We start from the raw sequence: 21805 nt of genomic DNA, 5'->3' as shown, positions 1-21805 counted from the left end.
GGCCTGGGCGGGTTAGCATAGCCGCACGCTTAACCTCAAAGAGAGTCCTGACATGCATTCGCTGGGCCGTCTCGTCCTTCTCGTGAACGACTACGACACCGCCATTTCCTTCTATCAAGACAAGCTGGGCATGGAGGTATTCGCAGATATGCCCGTGGGCCAGCAGCGCTATGTGCACCTGCGCCTGCCCGCCCAACCGGCGGTGGGTGTCTGGCTGCTGCAAGCGCTGACGCAGGCGCAACGCGACCGCGTCGGCGACCAGACCGGGGGCCAGCCGGTGGGCGTGTTCTACACCGACGACGTCATGCGCGACCACGGCAGCTTTGTCGCGCGCGGCGTGCGCTTCACCAAAGAGCCCGTCCATGACGACACCACCGTCTACGCCCACTTCATCGACCTGTACGGCAACGAGTTCGTACTGGTCCAGGTGAAGGCGTAACCCCCCTGACCTAGCCATTACGCTAGCCCAGCCTTAACCCCAAGGCAGGCCGCCATGACCCGCGCCACACCGACTCAGGACTGGATCCTTCGCGCCGCCGACACCGGCCACGTGGAGCGCATCGAAGCCTACTTCGGGGGTCATGGTTACGACATGCACCGCCACGACACCTACGCCATCGGCCGTACGCTGGCGGGCGTGCAGAGCTTTAACTACCGCCGCGCCGTTCGGCACAGCCTGCCCGGCGGCACCATCGTGCTGCACCCCGACGAAGCGCATGACGGCCAGGCGGGCACCGAGGCCGGCTTTCATTACCGCATGCTTTATGTCGAGCCCGCGCTGATCCAGCAGATTCTGGGCGGGCGGCCCTTGCCGTTCATCCCGGGCGGCATCTCGGCCGACGCCCGGCTGTACGCCGCCAGCGGCGCGCTGCTGCAAGACACGCACGCGGCGCTTGACCCCTTGCAGGAAGACGACGCGCTATACGACCTGGCGCATGCACTGTGCGCCGCCGCGGGCAGGCCGCGCGGCCGCCGCTGCGCCGACTACGTCGCCACCGAGCGCGCGCGCCAGTACATCCACGCGTCGCTGGACACCACGATCACGCTGGACGCGCTGGCCCAGGCCGCGGGCAAAGACCGCTGGAGCCTGTCGCGCGATTTTCGGGCCCTGTTCGGCACCAGCCCCTACCGCTATGTCATGCTGCGCCGGCTGGACTTGGCGCGCCGCCTGATCGCGGCCGGTGCGTCGTTGGCCGACGCCTCGGCCGGCGCCGGCTTTACCGACCAAAGCCACCTGACACGCCGCCATGCGCAGACCTACGGCATGACGCCCGACCGTTGGCGCCGCATGCTGCACCGCTAGTGCGCGCGGCGGCCAAAGAAAATTACAACAGCCGGCAACGGCCCCGGAACCCTCCCACCCACCTGCAAAACCTGCAAGAACGTACAAGACGCCAAGCCGGCCCACGCCCTACGCTTGCGGGGTCATCATTTATCCAGGCTTTCAAAATGCCCCCCATTTCCGCCATCAACATTGCCGGCAAGCTGGCCCTGTTCAACGAACACTGGCGCCCCAAGGTCATCGCGCAGATGAACGACTACCAGTTCAAGGTGGTCAAGGTGCAAGGCGAATTCGTCTGGCACAGCCATGCCGACACCGACGAAACCTTTATCGTGATCAGCGGCCGCCTGCGCATCGACCTGCGCGACGGGCAGACCGACCTGGGCCACATCGACCTGGGGCCGGGCGACATGACCGTCATCCCCAAAGGCGTGGAGCACAAACCCCGCGCCATCCAGGAAACGCACCTGATGCTGGTGGAACCCTGTGGCGTACCCAATACCGGCGACCAGGGCGGCGCGCGCAGCGCGCCCAACGACGTCTGGATCTGACGGCTCCGGTTCTGCTACCGTGAATCGCATCCAGGAGAACACCATGCCTAAAGTCATACTCGTTACCGGCGGCAGCCGGGGTATCGGCGCCGCCATCGCCAAGCTGGCCGCGCGCCGGGGTTACGCGGTGGGCATCAATTACCGCACCCATTCCGACGCCGCCGACGCCGTGGTGGCCGACATCCAGCAAGACGGCGGCACCGCGCTGGCCATCCAGGCCGACGTGTCGCAAGAGGACGATGTGCTGCATATGTTCCGCACGCTGGACGAGCGCCTGGGCCGCATCGATGCGCTGGTCAACAATGCGGGCATTCTGGAAACGCAGATGCGGCTGGACGAAATGGAAGCCGACCGCCTGCTGCGCGTGCTGTCCACCAACGTCATCGGCGCTTTTCTGTGTGCGCGCGAAGCCGTGCGCCGGATGTCGACGCGGCATGGCGGCCAGGGCGGCGCCATCGTCAACGTGTCGTCGGCCGCCGCGCGCCTGGGCTCGCCCAATGAATACGTGGACTACGCGGCATCCAAGGGCGCGCTGGACACGATGACCATCGGCCTGTCCAAGGAAGTGGCGCCCGAAGGCATCCGCGTCAATGGCGTGCGCCCGGGCACCATCTACACCGACATGCACGCCAGCGGCGGCGAACCCGGCCGAGTCGACCGCCTGAAAAGCGTCATCCCGCTACGGCGCGGCGGCTCGGTGGAAGAAGTGGCCGGCGCGGTCATGTGGCTGTGTTCCGAAGAAGCCGGCTACACCAGCGGCTCGTTCATCGACGTGTCCGGCGGCAACTGAACGCCGTTGTTCAGCCGTTGCGCGCCGGCTTGTCGTCGGTGGCGATCAGGCCGTTTTTTTCCTTGCGCTCTGAGATACGGGCCTCGACGCGGCGCAGCACGGCCAGGACGAATAGCGCCAGCAAGGTGCTGACCAGCGCCGTGGCCTCGCGCCCCATGCCCGCCGCCACGCCAATGGCCGCCGTCATCCAGATGCTGGCCGATGTGGTCAGCCCATGGATCTCGCGTTCATCGCTGAGCTTGATGATGGCGCCCGCGCCCAGAAAGCCGATGCCGGCGATCACGCCTTGCAGCACCCGGCTGATGTCGCCCACTTCCATGCCGCCTTGCAAGGGCACCAGCACGAAGATTGCCGCGCCCAGCGCCACCAGCATGTGCGTGCGCAGGCCGGCCGCCTTGCCGCTGCGTTCGCGCTCATAGCCCAGCAGCCCGCCCAGGAACACCGCCATCCCCAGGCGCAGCACAATGCGCGTGGCTTCACCGACGTCGGGAATATCCGCGAATTCGCTGCGTACCGTAGACCAGATTTCCAGCCAGACCTGCGCCATCTTTCGCTTCCTGCAAGACAAGGGTGAAGCAGCATAGCAGGCACGCCGGTGCCCGCGCCATGCTGCGTTTCCTTACTGGTTTGGACCGCGCAACTGGTTTACAACGATGGCGTGCGCCGCATGTGCGGGCGCGAATTCACAGGAGGCAGACATGGACTTGCAGCTGGCCGGAAAACGCGTGCTGATCACGGGCGCATCGAAGGGTATCGGGCTGGCGTGCGCCGTGGCGTTCGCGCGCGAAGGCGCGGACCCGATCTTGGTGGCGCGCGACGATGCCGCGCTGCACGCGGCCACCGCGTCCATCCGCGAACACACGGGCTGCGCGGCCCAGGCCGTGACGCTGGACCTGGCACAGCCCGGCGCGGCGGAACGGCTGGCGCAAGACACCGGCCCCATCGACATCCTGGTGAACAACGCCGGCGCCGTGCCCGGCGGCGCGCTGGATCAGGTGCAGGACGAACGCTGGCGCGCGGGCTGGGAATTGAAGGTGCATGGCTACATCAGCCTGGCGCGCTGCTATTACCCGCACATGCGCGAAGCGGGCGCGGGCGTCATCGCCAACATCATCGGCATGGCGGGCGCCGCGCCGCGCGCCGACTACATCTGCGGCGCGGCGGCCAATGCGTCGCTGATCGCCTTTACCCGCGCGTTGGGCGGTGAAGCGCCACGCCACGGGGTGCGGGTCTTTGGCGTGAACCCGTCGCGCACGCGGACCGACCGCGTGCTGACCCTGGCGCGGCAACGCGCGCAAGCCCGTTGGGGCGACCAGGAACGATGGCAGGAAACGCTGTCGGATCTGCCGTTCAACCGGCTGATGGAGCCCGCCGAAGTGGCCGACATGATCGTTTTCGGCGCATCACCGCGCGCGGGCTACCTGAGCGGGACCGTCATCGACCTGGACGGCGGCGAGCAATACGCGAATTACGGGAAATAGCCGGCGCGGGCAAGATCGCGGCAAGCCCGATCAGCGCGCCCCGGCCTGCCAGCCGGCCAGCAGCGCGGGCAGCTGGTTCATGTCGGTGAACACGTGGGCCACGCCCACATTGCGTAGCGCCTCGGCGCCGCTGTGGCCGTTGGCGTCGGGGCTGTAGCCGAACACCGTGGCGCCCGCGGCCACGCCGGCGGTGGCGCCGGTGACCGTGTCTTCCACAATGGCGCAGCGCTTGGGGTCTACGCCCAGCGCCTGGGCGGCGGCCAGGTAGACGTCGGGAAACGGCTTGCTGCGCGGCATTTCGTGGCCGCTGAAAACGCGTCCGTCAAAGCAGTCAGCAATGCCCACCTTGACCAGTTGCAGCTCAACCTTGCGGCGGTCGGCGCCGGACGCCACGGCGATGCGGCCGTCCAGCGTGCGGTGCAAGGCGCGCACGGCGTCGGGCGCGCCGGGAATTTCAAGCAGGTCGCGGTCCAGCGCGGCGTTGCGGCGCTGGCGGAAATCGTCGAACCATTCCGGCCCCAGCTTGGCGCCGGTGCGCGCTTCAATCAGCGGCAGCTCGTCCTTGACGGCCTTCCCGGTGAAGATCTGCATGGCTTCTTCGTGGGTGATGTCCCAGCCCAGCTCGTTCAACATCTGGGTCAGCACATGGCTGGTGATGGGTTCGGAATCGACCAGCACGCCGTCACAGTCGAACAACACGGCGTCAAAGGGAAAATCAGTCATTGCGGGCGGGATTGGGGCGGTTCATGAAGCGGGTAAGCATACTGCATGGTCTGCAAAGCAAACTTCGGCAGCAAACGTCGATAGCAAAGTTCGGAGTGACGCCGGCCGGCGCGCAAGCCTATGCTGAGCCACGCACAAAACGCCCGCCACGCCACGATGCCCGACCCGACACCACCAGAACGCTCCACCGACGCCCGGCCCGACATCCGACCTGATAGCCGGCAAGCCTTGCACCGCCCCCTGGACCACACGGACTGGGGCCAGGTATTCCGGGACCTGGACGCGCAAGGCTGGGCGCTGTTGCCTGGCTTGTTTGCGCCGGACGCCGCGCGTCGGCTGGGCGGCGCCACAGTGCCCCCCGCGCTGGCTGCCATGCGGCCGGTGCTGTACCGGCATCTGCTGCCGATTGCGCGCGCGTGGGAAGCCGCCTTGCAGCTGCCCGATGTCGAGCCCAACGTCCCCCCCGACGCTTACCCCGACGACTTCGCGGCCTGGGCGCAGCGCAATCGCGACGCCGGCCAGACCCGCCCGCTGTCCGCCATCCGCACGCTGAGGGAAGGCGACTATCAAGCCTTGATGCATCACGACAACGGGCAAGCCGTGTTCGGGCTGCAACTGGTGGCGCTATTGTCCGAGCCCGATGTGGATTTCACAGGCGGGGAATTCGTCATGACCGAGCAGCGCCCGCGCATGCAGTCGCGCCCCATGGTGCTGCCCCTGGCGTTGGGCGACGCGGCGGTAATCGCGGTGTCGCACCGGCCGGTGCAAGGCGCGCAGGGCATCTACCGCGTAACCGCCCGGCACGCCATCGGCCGGGTGCGGTCGGGGCGACGCGTGGGCTTGGAGCTGCTGCTGCACGACGGGTGCTAGTTGTCCGCCGTGATATTGCCGTCGGCCACCACCTTGGCGAACACCGTCGTCTGCGCCTTGATGAAGGCGCGGAATTCGTCCTGGCTCATGGGCTGGACCTCGCCGCCCAGGTCGCGGATGCTGGCCACGAATTTCTCGTCGCGCAGGCTGCGATCAATGGCGGCGGCCAGCTTCTGCTGCACGTCCGGCGGGGTGCCCGCCGCCACGAAAACGCCGAACCAGTTTTCCAACGCATAGTCCTTCAACGACGGCGTTTCAGCCACGGCCGGGATGTCCGGCGCGAACGAGGCGCGCTTGGCCGACGTGACGGCCAACGGCTTGACCTTGCCGCTTTTGATGAAAGGCAAGGCGCCCGCCAGGCTGACAAACGTCAGGTCAACGCTGCCCGCCGCCACATCCACCAATTGCGCCGACGCGCCCTTGTACGGCACGTGCACCATCTTGATCCCGGCCAGCTGTTGCAGCAGCTCACCGTTCAAATGCTGCGGGTTGCCCACCCCGCTGGTGGCGTACGTGAGTTTGTCGGGATGCGCGCGGCCATACGCCACCAGCTCTTTTACATTGCCGACCGGCAGCTTGGGGTTAGCCACCAGCACATTGGGCACGCGCGCGATCAGCGCGATCGGCACCAGATCCTTTTCCGGCTGATATTGCATCTTGCTTTTGAACACCAGCGGATTGATGGCGGTTTCGCCCGCCGACCCCAGTAGCAAGGTGGTGCCGTCCGGCGCCGAACGCACCACCGTTTGCGCGCCCAGCATGCCGCTGGCGCCGGGCTTGTTTTCCACCACCACGCCCTGCGGCATTTCGCTGCGCAGGCGCTCGGCCAGCAAGCGGCCCATGCCGTCAACTCCGCCCCCCGCGGCAAACGGCACGATCAGGCTGATGGGCCGGCCGGTATCGGCCGCCACGGCCGAGGCGGCGGGGATGAGGGCGGCGCCCAGCCCGAAGGCCAGGGGCAGCATGAGCGTCAGACGCAAAGGCAGAGCGCGCGCTGTCGCGGCGGCAAGCTGTCGGATGGGGGGCATGGCAAGTCTCCTGTTTGGCGTTCAGCCTGCTGGGCATTCGGCCGGTTCGGCCTGTTCGAATGACGGCCGGGTTTTTACTTAATTGCATTTTATATGTGCAATATGCAAAACTTGCAGCTATGGAAAACACTAATGCCTTGCCGCCGCGCCATGTCCGCTTCACGCTGAACGGCGTGGCGCACGCCTGCCTGGACCTGCCCGCAATGGTTGGCGCGGACTACTGGCGCTTGCCCGTGGTACTACGCCTGCTGCTGGAAAACGCGCTGCGCAATATGCAGGGCGACGAGCGCGACGCCGCCGTGTCTGCCCTGCTGCGTTGGCTGGACCGGGGCACCAGCGACGCCGAGATCGCCTTTCAGCCCGGCCGCGTGCTGATGCACGACACCACCAGCACGCCCGCGCTGGTCGACATCGCCGCCATGCGCGACGCCCTGGCCGAAGCCGGTACCGACCCGGCCGTGCTCAACCCCGTGTTGCCCGTGGACGTGTCGGTGGACCATTCGCTGGCCGTCGAGACCTATGCGCAGGCGGACGCCGCCGCGCTGAACCTGGATCTGGAACTGCGCCGCAACGGCGAGCGCTACCGCTTTCTGCGTTGGGCGTCCAAGGCCTTGTCCAACGTGCGCATCCACCCGCCGGGCACCGGCATCATGCACACCATCAACCTGGAACAGCTGGCCACCGTTGTCTGCCAGGGCGAAGACGGGCTGCTGTTTCCGGACATGATGATCGGCACCGACAGCCACACGCCCATGATCAACGGCATCGGCGTGCTGGGCTGGGGCGTGGGCGGGCTGGAAGCGCAGACGGTGATGTTCGGCATGCCGACATTGCTGCGCATTCCCGACGTGATCGGGGTGCGCCTGACCGGCGCGCTGGCCCCGGGCGTCACCGCCACCGATCTGGCCCTGACCGTTACGCAGCGGCTGCGCGCCATCGAGGTGTCGGGAGAATTCGTGGAATTCTTCGGCCCGGGCGTCAGCAGCCTGTCGGCGGGCAGCCGCTGCGTGGTCGCCAACATGGCGCCGGAATACGGCGCCACCACCGGCTACTTTCCCATCGACGCCGCCACGCTGGATTACCTGCGCCAAACCGGCCGAACCGAGGCGCACATCGCGCGCGTGGCGGCCTACGCCGAACACGCCGGCATCGCGCTGGACCCGCAAGCCAGCCCACGATACACGCGCGTGATCGAGGTCGCGCTGGGCCAGGTCGGCATGCATGTGGCCGGCCCCAAGCGGCCGCAGGACCTGCACCCCTACGGTCACACCAAGCCCATTCTGGCCGCGTTGAATTTCCAACCGGCGGCGCCCGCGGTGGGCGGCTTGCCGCGCTATCCCGTGGCCATCGCTGCCATCACCAGCTGCACCAACACGTCCGACCCGCGCCTGTTGATGGCGGCCGGTTTGCTGGCCCGCAAGGCGCGCCGGGCCGGCCTGCGCGTGCCCGCCTGGGTGAAGACGTCGTTGGGCCCGGGCTCGCCCGCCGCCGCCGACTATCTGGCGCGCGCCGGCCTGCTGGACGATCTGGCGGCGGTGGGCTTTGACATCGTGGGGTATGGCTGCACCACCTGCATCGGCAATTCCGGTTCGCTGCCCGGCCCCGTGCGCCACGCCATGGCCGCCGGCGCGGTCCACCCCGTGGCCGTGCTGTCGGGCAATCGCAACTTCACCGGCCGCATCCACCCGGATCTGGATCTGGGTTTTCTGATGTCGCCGCCGCTGGTCATTGCCTTTGCGCTGGCCGGCGATGCCGAGCGCGACCTGTCGCAAGAAGCCGTACAGACGGCGCCGGACGGCCGCGCCATCCATCTGCACGATCTGTGGCCCGGCGACGCCGATATCGACGCCGCGCTGGCACAGGGATTGCGGCCGGACGACTGCCGCGCCGCCTTCAAGATCGCCAGCGCCAACCCGGCGTGGCAGGCGCTGCAATCGCCGGACACGCCGCGTTTTCCGTGGGACCCGGCGTCCACCGCGCTGCGCCGCCCGCCCTTCGCCTCCACCGAACAGGCCGGGCAGTTGGGCCACTACGTCGCCCACCCGCTGCTGGTGCTGGGCGACGACGTCACCACCGATCACCTGTCGCCCGCCAGCGCCATCCCGCCCGACAGCCTGATTGCCGACTACCTGGTCCAGCGCGGCGACAACCGCAACGATCTGAACGTGTTCGCCTCGCGCCGTGGCAATTGGGAAGTCATGATGCGCGCGGCGTTCTACAGCAAAAGCCTGGTCAACCGGCTGTGCCCGGACGCGCCGGTCGGCCACACGCGCCATGCGCCCACCGGACGCGTGGAACCCATCTGGGTAGCGGCGGAACACTATCGCCAGGACGGGCAAGCCGTGGTGCTATTGGCCGGCGCACGCTTTGGCACGGGCTCATCGCGCGACTGGGCCGCCAAGGGTCAGCGGCTGCTGGGCATCCGCGCTGTGCTGGCCGTGAGTTTTGAACGCATCCACCGGTCCAACCTGATCGGCATGGGCATCCTGCCGCTACGCTTGCCCGACGGCGTTACGCCGGACACGCTGGCCGTACAGTCGGGCGACCAGATCGAAATCGATGCGCCGGCCGCGAAGCTGGCCCCGCGCCTCTCGGTGCCGGTGCGCATCCTGCGGGCCAATGGCGCGGTGGATGCGTTGCACGCGACGGCCGCCGTCGAGACCCAATTGGACGTGCGTTTGTTGCGGATGGGCGGCGTCATTCCCGCTATCCTAGCGGACACCCTCCGACCCGCCACGGCCCCATGAGCGCGCAAACCAATACCGTCACAAAAATTCTTGAACTGATCCGGCAAGACCGCCTGCCGGGCGGCGCGCACCTGACCGCGCAAAAGCTGGCTGACCGGCTGCGCCTGTCGCGTTCGCCCGTCAACGACGCGCTGGGCGTGCTGGAACAACACGGCATCGTGGCGCGCAAACCCAACCGGGGCTACTTCCTGCAGCAGGACTTTGACGCCCTGCCCGACGACCCGGACCACCTGGCCGAACTGGCACCCCCCTCGGCGGACGACATCGTCACGCAAAGCTATTTCAAGCTGGCCGATGACCTGTTGCGTGGCCAGTTGCCCATGCAATGCAGCGAGGCGCAGCTGCGGATGCGCTATGCGCTGACCAATGCGCAAACGCAGGCGTTGCTGGCGCGCGTGTCGCAAGAAGGGTGGGCACAGCGCCGGCCCGGCTATGGCTGGGAATTCTCGTCCATGATGACCACGCCCGACAGCTTGTTGCAGTCGTACCGCTTGCGGCTTGCGCTGGAACCGGCCGCGTTGCTGGAGCCCACGTTCCGCATCGAAAAAAGTGTCATCGAACGCTGCCGCGCCGCCGAGAAACACCTGCTGGACGGCGGTATCGCCACCGATACGGCCGACCAGCTGCACGAGCGCGGCGTGCGCTTTCATGAATCGCTGGTCGAGGCGTCGGGCAACCCGTTCTTCATCGACACCATCAAGCGCGTGAACCGCGTGCGCCGCTTGCTGTCGTACCGGTCCATGCAGGACCGCAGCCGCTATCAACAACACTGCAATCAGCACCTGGCCATTCTTGATTTGCTGGAACGCGAGCGCAACGACGAAGCCGCCGCCGCGCTGTCCAGCCATCTGCGCAGCACCCTGGACAACCTGTCGCGCATCAGCGGCATCCTGACTTCCCCGGCCTGACGCGCGATGACGTGCGCGGCCGGCTGGTTTTTTGTAAAGAAGGCAAGCCCATGCACGTCTATATCGGCTCGCGCACCACGCGCGAACGCAATGCCCGCGGCGACGGCATCAGCGTCTTTGACTACGCTGCCGGCACCGGCACCCTGACACCGACGCAAGTCGTCGGGAATTTGCTGAACCCCTCGTACCTGCTGCCGCACCCCACGCTGCCCGTGCTGTACACCGTGCACGGCGACAGCCAGGAAGTCAGCGCGTTGCATCGCGACCCGCATCACGGCGGGCTGACGCCCTGGCACCAGCAGGACTGCCAGGGCCGCAACCCGGTGCACCTGGCGCTGGCGCCGTCGGGCCGCTTTCTGATGGTGTCCAACCACCTGAGCGGCACGCTGGCCGTGCTGCCCGTGGCGGATGACGGCGCCCTGGGACCGGTGGCGCAGTGCATCGCCATGCCCGGCCAGCCCGGCCCGCACCGCAAAGAGCAGCCCTTTGCCAAGCCGCATTACAACGTGGTCGATCCGTCGGGACACTTCGTGGCCGTGCCCGACAAGGGGCTGGACCGCGTGTTTGTCTACACGCTGGACCCGCACGGCGTGGGCACAAAACCGCATAGTGTGGCCGACACGCGCGAAGGCGCCGGCCCCCGCCATGCGGCGTTCCACCCCACCGGCCGCTGGCTGTACGTGGTGAACGAGCTGGACAACACCGTGGCGGCCTACACGGTTACGGCCGGCGCCCCGCGGCCCTTCCAAGTGCTGCCGTCCTTGCCGGACACCTATACCGGCAACAGCCGCGCCGCCGGCATCGCCATGGACGCTCACGGCCGCCACCTGTACGTGTCCAACCGGGGCGACGACAGCATTGCGGTGTTTCGCGTGGACGGCGTCAATGGCCGCCTGACGCCCGTGCAGCACGTGCCCTCCGGTGGCAAGACGCCCCGCTTCTTCACGCTGTCGCCGGACGGCCGCTTTCTATTCGTGCTTAACGAAGACAGCGACACGTTGGTGCGCATGCGCGTCAACGCGCAGGACGGCACGCTGGCGCACGACGGCTACGACGTGCGCGTGGGCAGCCCGGTCTGCATGGTGTTCGCAAGCAGCCGGGCTTGAGGTCGGTGCGAAGCGGCACACACGGGCAGGAACGCGCCTGCTCGACGCACGGAGCTTCCTGTGTACACGCCGATCAAAAATCCATCGACGCCGACAGCATCAGCGTGCGCGGCACGCCTTGCGAAATCGTGCCGTAGGACGCCACGCCGGACCAGTACGCGCGGTTGGTCACGTTGACCACATTGGCGCGCAACGTCACGTCCTTGCCCTGCACGCGCATCGCGTAGCGCGCGCCCACGTCGAACGTGGTCCACGACGGCACCAACTGCGTGTTGGCCTGGTTGATATATTCGCGCCCGGTATAGACCATGCCGCCCGTCAGCGTCAGCCCGGCGACCCACGGCAGGTCCCATTCCGCGCCCAGGTTGGCCGAGAATGTCGGCACGCCCACCGGCCGGTTGCCAACCGTGGCGGCGCTGTTGGTGCGCGTCAGCTCGGCGTCCAGCCAGGTCACGCCGCCCAACAGGCGCAAGCCGCGCAGCGGTTCGCCGGACAACCCCAATTCAAGCCCGCGGTTGCGCTGCTCGCTGTCCGCGCCGTACACGCCGTTGGTCAACTGGCCGCTGGGCTTGGTGATTTCAAACGCGCTCAAGGTCAGCATCGCGTTGTCCAGCTCCACCTTCACGCCCACTTCCTTCTGCTTGGCCTTGTAGGGTTTGAACACCTGGCCGGCGTTGGACGCGGTGGCCGGCGCCACGTCGCCCTTGCTCAAGCCTTCGATGTAGTTGGCATACAGCGACACGTTGCTCCACGGCTTGACGACCAGGCCCGCCAGCGGCGTAGTGGCGCTTTCGTCATAGCTGACGGTGCGCACGCCCGTCGTGGCGTTGAAGTTGCGCGATTCGATGCGCTGCTGCCGCACGCCCACCGTCAACTGCGCGCGCTCGTCCAGAATGCTCATCGTGTCGGCCAGGGCCAGGCCGGTCAGGTCGGACGACGACACCTTGGGCACGTTGCGCGGCGCGGGGATGTTCTGCTCGGGGCGCGTGATGGGGTGATAGATGTTGGACGTCAGCGGTGTCCCGGACACGCTGGCCTGAAGGTTGCGGTCGCTGTACAGGCTGCCCATGAAACTGATGGCGTGGCGCACCGGCCCGGTGTCCAGCTTGGCGCGCAGGCCCGCGTTATAGGTGCTGCGTTCAACCTTGAAACGGAAGTTGTTGGGCGTGACCAGCGTGTCGCCGGCGCTGTTGACGATGGTGGGCGTCTGGTCAGACAGGCGCGACACGTCGGTGTCCGATCCGCCCGCATCGGCGAACACGGTCAGGCGGTCGCTGACGTCGTATTCCACGCGCAGCAGCGCCGATTGGCCGTCGGACTTCCACCAGCCCCAGGGCTGCGTGGCGTTGCGGCGGCCATCGGCCGCATGTGGCACGTCGATGCCGGAAGCCACCAGGAAGGGGCGCGTGGGCGCGTCGACTTTTTCATGTTGGGTCAACAGGTCCAGCGATGCGCGCAGGCGCTCGCCCTGATAGTCCAGCGACAGCGCGCCGATGTCGGTGCGCGACGTCAGGTTGTCCAACGGCGTATCGCCCTGGCGATGCATGCCGTTGACGCGCACGCCCCATTCGCCGTCGTTGCCGAAGCGGCGGCTAAGGTCCACGCGCCCGCCAAACTGCGAATCGCCAACATAGTCGGCCGACAGGCGCGTCAGGTCTTGCGGCAACGAGCGCTTGGGCACCATGTTGATCACGCCGCCCACGCCGCTGTTGGGCGACATGCCGTACAGCAGCGCGGCCGGGCCTTTTAACACTTCGACGCGTTCGATGTAGTCGGTGAAGACGTGATAGTTCGGGGCCACGCCGTACACGCCGTCGAACGCGATTTCGCCCAAGTTGCCTTCGCCGATGGGAAAGCCCCGGATATAAAAGGAATCGGTCACGCCGCCGATCTGGCCGGTAAATCGCACCGAGGGCTCGGCGTTCAACGCATCGGCCAGCGTGACCGATTGGCGGTTGGTCAGCATGTCCGAGGTGTAGCTGGTGACGTTGAAAGGCGTGTCCATGACGTCGCGATTGCCCAGCAGGCCCATGCGCGCGCCGCGTGCCACCTGGCCGCCCGCGAACTCGGGCGGCAGGGCCGACGGTGTCACGCCCGATCCGGCCACGGTGATGCTGGGCAGCAGCGTGGCCGCGCCGCCGTCGCCCGCCGGCAGCTTGCGCAGCGAATAGGCGCCCGCGCCCTGCTCCGCCACGGTATAGCCGGACCCGTCCAGCAAGCGCGCAAAGCCTTCGCGCACGGTGTAGGCGCCCACGATGCCGCTGCTGTGCTGTCCTGCCAGCAAGGTGGAGTCAAACGACAGCGGCACACCCGCCGCCGCCGCGAACTGCGCCAGCACATCGCCCAGCGGACCGGCGCCTATGGCGTAAGACCGGCGCACGGCCGGGGCGGATGCCGACGACGCGCCCGACGCAGCGGCGCCCGACGCAACGGCGCCCGACGCAACGGTGTTCGTCTCTGCCGCCGTGGCGGCCACCGGCGCGCCCGCTACGGCCAGCAGCATCAAGCCCGAGCCGGCGGTTTGCCTTATCGTCGCCCACGGCGACAGGGTGGCGATGCCACGGGGCAGGCGCGGCGAACGGGTATCTCGGAAAACCATGAAACGATCCTTCGTAAGGGACGGGGTGGCGCTCGCGTGTCGCGACGATTCACCCGGTACACCGGACGAAGCGAAAAAAAGGCTCAGCCAAAAAGCAATTAATTTGTAACGCCGGGGCGGCCGGCCACCGTTATCCAGAAGGGCGTGACGCGGCTGATGCGCACCGGCAGGGTCTTTTCCAACAGGCGCAGGCTGCCGTCGATATCAGCCAGGGGAAAGGCGCCCGATACCCGCAGCCCCGCCACGGCCGGATCGCAACGCAGCACGCCGCGCCGGTATCGGGCCAGTTGGTCCACCAGATCGGCCAGGCGCCAGTCGCGCACGGTCAACATGCCCTGCTCCCAGGACGTAGACGCGGTGTCGGCGGGCGCCACGGGCGCGATGTCGTCGGCGGTGAAGACGGTTTGCTGCCCCGCATGCAGAAGCATCGAAGCCGGCTCCGGATTCGCGCCGCGACCCTGCGGCTGTATCCGGACCGTGCCGTCAAACACCGCCACGCGTATGCCGGCGCCGTCATCGCGCACCATGAAGCGCGTGCCCAGCGCCCGTATCGTTCCTTGCGTCGTGCGCACGATAAAAGGGCGGTACACGGGTGAGGGGTCGCGCCCGGTGGTCAGCAGGATTTCGCCTGCGCGCAACCACAGCACGCGCTCATCGGCCGTGTACTGGATGTCGACGGCCGTGGCGGTGTTCAACACCAGCTGTGTCCCGTCGGCCAGGTCCAGCCGGCGCCGTTCGCCCGTGGCCGTGCGTGCATCCGCCGCCCATTCGCGCCAGGGCAAACCGCGCCAACCTGCCACGGCGGCCGGGCCCAGTACCAGCAGCGCGCCCAGCGCGCGTATCGCCTGGCGGCGGCCGGGCCGGTCCAGTCCGCGCAGGGTGTGGCTGCCGATAGCGGAAGGCACCTGGCCGAATCCGCGCAACATGTCTTCCACCCGCGCCCATGCCGCGCGATGTGAGTCGCTGCGGTCACGCCACCGGTCAAAGGCGGCGCGGTCGGCGGCGGACAGCGTTTCGGACTGAAAGCGCACCAGCCAGCCGGCGGCCTCTTGCAGGATGGCGGAATCGATGACGCCGCCCATGTTGCCGCCCGTGTTGCCGCCCCTGTTGCCCCCCACGGCGCCGCTCATGGCGCGTGCCCGGCAAAGGCGATCAGGCAGGCGGTCAGCGCGCGCTGCATGTGGCGCTTGACCGTGGCCAGCGACACCCGTTCACGCGTGGCGATGTCGGCATACGTCATGCCGTCGAATTGCGACAGCAGAAAGATCTCGCGCGTCTTGGGCGGCAAGGTACGTAGCGTGGTGTCGATGGCGTGCAACGTTTCAAGAATCTGCGCGCGCTGTTCGGGCGATGGCGCCTCGCGCGGGGGCAGTTGCGCCACCACGGCCAGGTAGGCGTCCTCGACCGCGCGGCGGCGCCAGTGGTCCACGACCAGGCCCTTGGCGATGTGCGTCAACAGCGCGCGCGGCTCGCCGCCCGCGCCGTCATGGCGGCGCCCCGACATCAAGCGCACAAAGGTGTCGTGCGCCAGATCGGCCGCGTCAAAGGAGTTGCCCAGCTTTTTGCGCAGCCAAATCGACAGCCAGCCGTGATGATCACGATAGAGCTTCGTGACGTTGTCAGAGGCGGATAAGTGGGAAGCAGGCAAGGCGCACCTGATGCGATATCGCAAATGGGAACGATTTTTATTTTATATCAATCGCCCTTTCATCGCGCGCGCGGGTATGGCAAACGGGGTGCAAGTCCTTTGATATTCCGCAAGCCGCATAGCTTAACTTCGCCAAGGGCCTCAGATAGAATCAAGCACCCGTTCTCTCGCCGATACCACCATGCAGAACCTTCCGACGTTCCCCTCTTTTCTTGCCGGCGGCGGCGAGATGGGCAGGAAGGTGGCTGACTTCGATTGGGGTGCCACGCCGCTGGGCCCCGTCAGCGAATGGCCCACGGCGCTGCGTGTGGCGGCGGGCATGGTGCTGTCGTCCCGCTTTCCGTCTTGCCTGGTCTGGGGCCGGGAACTCATCACGATCTACAACGACGCGTTCCGGCCCATCCTGGGCGCCAAGCCCGAAGCGCTGGGCCGCCCGTTCAGCGATGTCTGGAGCGAAGCCTGGGCCATGATCGGCCCCATCGCCGACCGCGCCTTCGCCGGCGAAGCCACCTTCATCGAAGATTACCCGCTGGTCATCGAACGATTTGGCGAGGCCGAGGAAGCCGCTTTCACCTTCTGCTACAGCCCCGTTCGCGACGAAACCGGCGCGGTGGTCGGCATGATCGACACCGTGATCGAAACCACGTCGCGGGTGCAGGCGGAACGCGCGCAGGCCGAAGCCCTGCGGCAGGCGGAAGACACCTTGCGCCAAAGCCAGAAGATGGAAGCCGTGGGCCAGTTGGCCGGCGGATTGGCGCACGATTTCAATAATTTGCTGATGGGCATCGCGGGCAGCCTGGAGCTGATCAGCCTGCGTCTGGCGCAGCAACGGCTGGGCGAGCTTGAACGCCACATTGAAGTGGCGCAGCGTGGCACCGAACGGGCCGCCGCGCTGACGCACCGGCTGCTGGTGTTTTCGCGCAACCAGCCCCTGTCGCCGCAAGCGGTGGATGTGAACCACCTGGTGCGCGGCATGGAAGACCTGATCCGCCGCAGCGTGGGCCCCGGCATCGCGCTGGACCTGGCGTGCGAACCCAGGCTGTGGGCCGCCTGGGTTGACCCGCACCAGTTTGAAAACGCGCTGCTGAACCTGTGCCTGAACGCGCGCGACGCCATGGAAGGGCAAGGCCGGCTGGGCATCGAAACGGCCAAGGTCACGCTGACCGAGCAGACCTCGCGCGAACGCGGCCTGCCCATGGGCGATTACCTGCGCCTGACGGTCACGGACACCGGCTGCGGCATGACGCCACAAACCATGCAGCGCATTTTTGAACCGTTCTACACCACCAAGTCGCCCGGCCAGGGCACGGGGCTGGGCCTGTCGATGCTGTATGGCTTTGTGCGGCAGTCCGGCGGGCAGGTGCAGGTCAATTCGCGGCCCGGCCAGGGCACGGCCATGAGCCTGTACTTCCCGCGTTTTGACGGGGCGCTGGCGCCCGTCGAAATGTCCGCGCGCCTGGAACCGCCGCGCGCCTCCACCGGCGCGACGGTGCTGGTCGCCGAGGACGACGTCTCGGTGCGCGCCGTGGTTGTCGAAACGTTGTCCGAACTGGGCTACGCCGTGATTCAGGCCACCGACGGTTCCAGTGCATTGCGCGCGCTGTCGGCGCCGGGCCAGATCGATCTGCTGATTTGCGACCTGGGCCTGCCCGGCCGCATGGACGGGCGCCAGGTGGTGGACGCCGGGCGCATGTTGCGGCCCGGCCTGAAGGTGCTTTTCATCACCGGTTCAGGTTCACAGACCCTGGCCGAATCGGGCGCCCCCACCCTGCCGAAACCTTTTGCGCTGGATGAGCTGGCGCGCAAGGTGCACGCGCTGATGGGGGCCTAGCCGGGCCTTACAGCTTCGGCGCGTAGCGGAACGTCAGCATGAAGTTGCGTGGCTGGCCGTAGTAGTTGTTGCTGTTCAACGTGTTGTAGGACGGCACGTAGTACTTCTTGTCGAACACGTTGTTGACGTTCAGGCCGATGCTCAGTTCCGGCGTGGCCTGATAACCCACGCGCGCATTCCAGATGGTGAAGCCCGCCAGCTTGAAGGCGCGGTCCGAACTGACCGTGTCGGTCTGCGTGTTGACGCCCGCGCCCACGCTCAGGCGGTTCATCATGCCCGGCAGCTTGTAGTTGGCCCACAGGCGCAACATGTGCTTGGGCGTCCAGGTGTTGAAGACCTGGCCCTTGTTGTCGGGGTCTTCCAGATACTTGGTGGTGTTGTAGGTGTAGCCCGCGTACAGCTCCAGCCCGCGCAGCACTTCACCCGACACTTCCGCTTCCACCCCTTGGCTGCGCACCTTGCCCGACGCGCGCGAGCAATACCAGCCGTCGCACGCGAAGCCGGCAGCGTAATCGTTGACGGCACGGTTCTTGTGGTCGTAGCGGAACAGCGCCAGCAGCGTGTTGATGCGCCCGTCCGCCAGTTCGCCCTTGATGCCCACTTCGTAGTTGTTGCCTTCGATGGGCTTGAGCAGGCTGCCTTCCTGCGTGCGCTGCGTCTGCGGTTCGAACACCGTGGTGTAGCTGGTGTAGGCGGACCAGTTTTCGGTCAGCGAATAGACGATGCCGGCGTACGGAATGAATTTGCCGGATGTGCTGGACGTGGTGGTGCCGCCGCCGCCGCTGTAGGAATAGTCGAACCAGCCGACGCGGCCGCCGCCGATCAGCGCCAGCGACTCGGTGGGCTTGACGCGCCACGTGCCGTAGATGCCCTTTTGGCGGATGTCGTAGCTGCTGCGCGAGTCATAGCCGCTGGCCGCCGCGATGGATTCGATGTCCTGCCACGGGCGATGGTGGTCCAGGTCGAAGATATTGCCGTTTTCTTCCCACACCCGCGTAAAGCGGTCGTTCGTGGTCAGCTTGGAATAGTTGGCGCCCAGCACCACTTCCTGGTCCATGCCCAGCGCATTGAAGCTGCCGCTGACGGACATGTCCGCCCCGCGCTGCTTGCTGTTGAAGTCCACGCCGAAATCGCCATACGACAAGCCGCTGCCGTCGCGCTGCACGGCGTCGGCCACGCGTTGATGCACCGTGGTGTTCTTCTCGTTCATGGCGACGCCGGCAAGCTTGAAACGCCAGGCGTCGTTGAAGCGATGCGTGAGGTCGGCGTTGAAGATCGTCTGGTCGTTCTTGGCGCGGTTCCAGGTGGACCCGGTAAACGTCGAGCGCGGCAGATCGATGGCGCCGCCGTCCTGGTAGCGCGGGTAGCCCACGATCATCGGGCGCGATCGGCTGTAGCGGTTGCTGATGCCGATGCCCACCGTGGTGTCCTCGGTCACGTCGAAGTCCAGCGCGGCGTACAGGTTGCGCGTCTTGTCCCACACGTAGTCGATATACGAATGGCTTTGGTCTTCGTCCACCACCACGCGCCCACGCAGCGTGCCGGCGGCGTTCAGTGGTCCGCCCGCATCCAGCGTCAGGCCGTAGTGGTCCCAAGAGCCGGCCTTGCCGGACAGCACCACCGACGGTTCGGCGCCGCCGCGCTTGCGCACCAGGTTGATCGCCCCGCCCGGGCTGCCCGCGCCTTGCAGCAGGCCGGCCGCGCCACGCAGGATTTCCACGCGGTCGTAGAACACCAGCGAGTCCTGCTCCCAGTTGCCCAGGCTGTAGCTGTTGCGCAGCAGGGACACGCCGTCGTATTGCAGCAGGTCTACGGGAAAGCCCCGCGAATTGATCGCCACGCCCGACCCCACGCCTTGCACGCCGACCATGCCGGCCGTGTTGTTGATGGCGTCCGGCAGGCTGGTCATCACCTGGTCATCCATGCGCTGGCGGGTCAGCACGGTGATGGACTGCGGAATGTCCTTGAGCGCCTGCGTGGTTTTGCCGATGGTGACGGCGGGAGTGGTGTAGGACCCCGTGCCGTCTGTCGTGGGGTTGTAGCTGCCCGTCACCGTCACGGGGGCCAGCGTTGCCGCCTGCCCGGCCGCCGGCGCGGCTTGCAAACGGTACCCGCCACCGGCGCGGCCCACGGCCTGCAAACCGGTGCCCGCCAGCAGTTCGGACAACGCCGTGTCCACCGACTGCGTGCCCGATACGCCACGGGTGCGGGCGTTGGCTGTCAGTGCCGGGTCCGAGGCCACCATCACGCCCGCCTGCACGCCAAACGCGCCCAACGCCGTGCTGAGCGGCCCGGCCGGAATGTCGAACGTCACCGCGCGCGGGTCCGCGGAGGCCGCTTGCGCATGCACGGCGGACGGCCACGGGGCCGCCAGGGCGATGGCGGGCAAGGCCAGATGCAGGGCAACGCTGAGACGGGTGCGTGGCAAGAGTTGGCGGCGCGGCGAGGATAGGCGGGCGGCGGGCGCCACGCGGGCAGGACGAGAAGACATGAAGGGCGATTCCTGGCTCATGAAGGATGGGCGCAGCGCCGCGCGGGTGGATGCGATCGGGCTGCTTTCCTTACATGACGCGCAAGCGGGCGCGTTACGCCGTTCCGGTTACAACTTTCTAGGCAAGCCCCACCGACACCCAGTAACGGGTGTAGCGGCGCACGCGCACGGGCAGCACGTCTTGCAGCATGTCCAGCACGCGCTCGGTATCGGCCAGCGGAAACGCGCCGACCACGCGCAGCGCGGCCGCCTCGCCGGAACAGGCCAGCCGGCCCGGTCGATAGCGGCCCAACTCTTGCAGGAACTGCGCCAGCGGCATTTCGTCGGCGATCAGCATGCCGTTGGTCCAGGCCGACGCCGCCGCCTCAAGCGGGCGCTGCGCATAGCCGCCCGCCTTGGAAAATTCTGCCTGCTTGCCCGCGTGCACTCGGCGCGGCGCATCGGCCGGGTCCAGCCCGCGCACGTCCACCGCGCCTTCCAGCACGGCCACGCGCAGCGCCCGGCCATCGTCCAGATCGCGCACCACAAAGCGCGTGCCCACCGGCGTGAGGATGCCGCTGCGCGTGCGGACGTGGAACGGCCGGCCCGTGGCGTCTTGCGCCGTCGTCACCAGGATTTCACCTTCGCGCAGCACCACCTCGCGCAAGGTGGCGGTGTAGCGCAGGTCCACCGCGCTGGCCGTGTTCAGTTCCAGCCGCGTGCCGTCGGGCAAGGTCAGCGCCCGGCGTACGCCGGTGCCGGTGGAAAGGTCGGCCGCCAAGCGGCGCACGCCGCCGGCTTCGCCCACCGCCCACGCGCCGAAGCCCAGGCCCGCCGCCGTCACCATCCACCGGATGGCGTTGCGGCGCGATTGGATCAAGGGCGCCTGGCGCAACGTGTGGGCAGCCACGTCAAAGCCGGCCTGCGCCACACCCGTCGCCACATCGCGCGTTAACGCGGTCAAGCGTTGCCAGGCCAGTTCATGCGCGGGCTGCGCGCGCCGCCATTGTTCGAACCGCGCGCGGTCGGCATCGCTGGCGTCTTCGCGCAAGCGCGTCCACCAGTCAGCCGCCTGTCGCAACACCTTGGGATCGACGCGCCCGGCCTCGGGCGCGTGCGGGCGCAGCAGCTTGGCGCCGTCCATCAAGCCCCGGCTCATCCGTAGACCGCCGTGTAGCAATGCACCAATGCGCGGGCCAGGGACTTTTGCACCGCGTTGGGCGTCAAACCCAGCTGTTGCGCGATCTCGGCATACGACATGCCATCCACCTGCGCCATCAGGAAGATGCGGCGGCTGTTCATGGGCAGCGTGTCCAGCAGTTCGCAGATCTGTTCCAGCGCTTCCAGGATCAGCGCACGATGCTCCACCGACGGTTCGACCGCCACGGGTTGCAGCGCCAGGGACTCGGCATAGGCGGCTTCCAGTGCGGCGCGGCGGGCCCGGCCAATGACCAGGCGCGTGGCGATGGTACGCAGATAGGCGCGCGGCTCGGCCAAGGGTTCGCGCACGTTGGCGCGGATCAGCCGTTCGAACGTATCGTGCGCCACGTCGGCCGCATCGCAGGCATTGCCCAGCTTGCGCTGGAGCACATTGCGCAGCCACTGGTGGTGAGCCTGGTAAACCGATTGCACCTCGGCATGGGCCGCGAAAGAAGAGGATGGCATGGCGGAGCGCCCCGGCGTCGCCGCCAGATCCCTAAACAAAATGAAAATGATTCGCAATTATAAATATCTTTGAATCGTTTTCAAGACGGGATTTGCCGGGGTGCCC

The 21805-nt window shown here is 67.3% G+C and carries 19 protein-coding genes; 10 read left to right on the top strand and 9 right to left on the bottom strand.

Translation table 11 applies throughout. The annotated features are described in order from the left end of the window. Window positions 1–52 precede the first annotated feature (52 nt). From V6F88_RS18455 to V6F88_RS18440, 4 genes are all read left to right on the top strand, one after another. Complete coding sequence (locus V6F88_RS18455) at window positions 53–439, top strand: VOC family protein (RefSeq protein WP_104142264.1); 387 nt, start codon at window positions 53–55, stop codon at window positions 437–439. 54 nt (window positions 440–493) lie between these two features. Further along, on the top strand, window positions 494–1303 hold the full coding sequence (locus tag V6F88_RS18450) for an AraC family transcriptional regulator (protein ID WP_332611287.1): 810 nt from the start codon (window positions 494–496) through the stop codon (window positions 1301–1303). 146 nt (window positions 1304–1449) lie between these two features. Further along, window positions 1450–1833 carry a cupin domain-containing protein gene (locus tag V6F88_RS18445; protein ID WP_332611286.1) on the top strand — a complete coding sequence of 128 codons (384 nt, stop codon included), beginning with the start codon at window positions 1450–1452 and terminating at the stop codon, window positions 1831–1833. A 43-nt stretch (window positions 1834–1876) separates the two neighbouring features. After that, window positions 1877–2623 carry an SDR family oxidoreductase gene (locus tag V6F88_RS18440; protein WP_332611284.1) on the top strand — a complete coding sequence of 249 codons (747 nt, stop codon included), beginning with the start codon at window positions 1877–1879 and terminating at the stop codon, window positions 2621–2623. Between the two features lie 10 nt (window positions 2624–2633). On the opposite strand, the gene V6F88_RS18435 is transcribed toward V6F88_RS18440, so the two are convergent. Next, window positions 2634–3170 carry an MgtC/SapB family protein gene (locus V6F88_RS18435; RefSeq protein WP_332611283.1) on the bottom strand — a complete coding sequence of 179 codons (537 nt, stop codon included), beginning with the start codon at window positions 3168–3170 and terminating at the stop codon, window positions 2634–2636. A gap of 151 nt (window positions 3171–3321) precedes the next feature. On the opposite strand from V6F88_RS18435, the gene V6F88_RS18430 reads away from it, so the two are divergent. Next, a complete protein-coding gene (locus V6F88_RS18430) occupies window positions 3322–4104 on the top strand; it encodes an SDR family oxidoreductase (RefSeq protein ID WP_332611281.1) in 783 nt (260 codons plus the stop codon). Window positions 4105–4134: 30 nt separating this feature from the next. On the opposite strand, the gene V6F88_RS18425 is transcribed toward V6F88_RS18430, so the two are convergent. Beyond that, window positions 4135–4827: an HAD family hydrolase gene (locus tag V6F88_RS18425; protein ID WP_332611280.1), complete on the bottom strand. Its 693-nt coding sequence runs from the start codon at window positions 4825–4827 to the stop codon at window positions 4135–4137. A 120-nt stretch (window positions 4828–4947) separates the two neighbouring features. Here V6F88_RS18425 and V6F88_RS18420 point away from each other — a divergent pair, with 120 nt between their 5' ends. After that, window positions 4948–5697 carry a 2OG-Fe(II) oxygenase gene (locus V6F88_RS18420; RefSeq protein WP_332611278.1) on the top strand — a complete coding sequence of 250 codons (750 nt, stop codon included), beginning with the start codon at window positions 4948–4950 and terminating at the stop codon, window positions 5695–5697. Here V6F88_RS18420 and V6F88_RS18415 read toward each other — a convergent pair. Next, entirely contained in the window at window positions 5694–6725 is a 1032-nt protein-coding gene (locus V6F88_RS18415) for a Bug family tripartite tricarboxylate transporter substrate binding protein (RefSeq protein ID WP_332611277.1), read from the bottom strand. The genes V6F88_RS18420 and V6F88_RS18415 overlap by 4 nt on opposite strands. Before the next feature lie 119 nt (window positions 6726–6844). On the opposite strand from V6F88_RS18415, the gene acnA reads away from it, so the two are divergent. From acnA to V6F88_RS18400, 3 genes are read left to right on the top strand one after another with little or no spacing between them, the layout of a single operon-like run. Beyond that, on the top strand, window positions 6845–9472 hold the full coding sequence (acnA, locus tag V6F88_RS18410) for an aconitate hydratase AcnA (RefSeq protein WP_332611276.1): 2628 nt from the start codon (window positions 6845–6847) through the stop codon (window positions 9470–9472). Further along, window positions 9469–10380: a GntR family transcriptional regulator gene (locus tag V6F88_RS18405; RefSeq protein WP_332611275.1), complete on the top strand. Its 912-nt coding sequence runs from the start codon at window positions 9469–9471 to the stop codon at window positions 10378–10380. The genes acnA and V6F88_RS18405 overlap by 4 nt, the downstream gene beginning before the upstream one ends. A gap of 50 nt (window positions 10381–10430) precedes the next feature. Beyond that, window positions 10431–11486, top strand: a complete 1056-nt coding sequence (locus V6F88_RS18400; protein WP_332611273.1) for a lactonase family protein — start codon at window positions 10431–10433, stop codon at window positions 11484–11486. 73 nt (window positions 11487–11559) lie between these two features. Here V6F88_RS18400 and V6F88_RS18395 read toward each other — a convergent pair whose 3' ends face one another. From V6F88_RS18395 to V6F88_RS18385, 3 genes are all read right to left on the bottom strand, one after another. Next, a complete protein-coding gene (locus V6F88_RS18395) occupies window positions 11560–14085 on the bottom strand; it encodes a TonB-dependent receptor (RefSeq protein WP_332611272.1) in 2526 nt (841 codons plus the stop codon). A 98-nt stretch (window positions 14086–14183) separates the two neighbouring features. Next, a complete protein-coding gene (locus tag V6F88_RS18390) occupies window positions 14184–15167 on the bottom strand; it encodes a FecR domain-containing protein (protein WP_442880353.1) in 984 nt (327 codons plus the stop codon). 44 nt (window positions 15168–15211) lie between these two features. Continuing rightward, window positions 15212–15733 carry a sigma-70 family RNA polymerase sigma factor gene (locus tag V6F88_RS18385; protein ID WP_332611269.1) on the bottom strand — a complete coding sequence of 174 codons (522 nt, stop codon included), beginning with the start codon at window positions 15731–15733 and terminating at the stop codon, window positions 15212–15214. Between the two features lie 181 nt (window positions 15734–15914). Here V6F88_RS18385 and V6F88_RS18380 point away from each other — a divergent pair, with 181 nt between their 5' ends. After that, complete coding sequence (locus V6F88_RS18380) at window positions 15915–17564, top strand: ATP-binding protein (RefSeq protein ID WP_332611267.1); 1650 nt, start codon at window positions 15915–15917, stop codon at window positions 17562–17564. 7 nt (window positions 17565–17571) lie between these two features. Here the strand turns inward: V6F88_RS18380 and V6F88_RS18375 are convergent, their stop codons facing one another. The 3 genes from V6F88_RS18375 to V6F88_RS18365 form a co-directional block, all read right to left on the bottom strand. After that, complete coding sequence (locus V6F88_RS18375) at window positions 17572–20055, bottom strand: TonB-dependent siderophore receptor (RefSeq protein WP_332611266.1); 2484 nt, start codon at window positions 20053–20055, stop codon at window positions 17572–17574. A gap of 118 nt (window positions 20056–20173) precedes the next feature. After that, window positions 20174–21193, bottom strand: coding sequence for a FecR domain-containing protein (locus tag V6F88_RS18370; RefSeq protein WP_332611265.1), 1020 nt, complete (start codon window positions 21191–21193; stop codon window positions 20174–20176). Further along, the gene (locus V6F88_RS18365) at window positions 21190–21699 is read right to left on the bottom strand and encodes a sigma-70 family RNA polymerase sigma factor (RefSeq protein ID WP_314361872.1); all 510 of its coding nucleotides are present in this window, start codon (window positions 21697–21699) and stop codon (window positions 21190–21192) included. Before V6F88_RS18365 ends, V6F88_RS18370 begins: the two co-directional genes overlap by 4 nt. Between the last annotated feature and the right edge of the window lie 106 nt (window positions 21700–21805).

Origin of the sequence: Achromobacter sp. ESBL13, from assembly GCF_036668755.1 — a bacterium.
Classification (GTDB): domain Bacteria; phylum Pseudomonadota; class Gammaproteobacteria; order Burkholderiales; family Burkholderiaceae_B; genus Achromobacter.
Note: the sequence above shows the minus strand (reverse complement) of the source record. Positions and strands in the feature narration are given on the sequence as shown.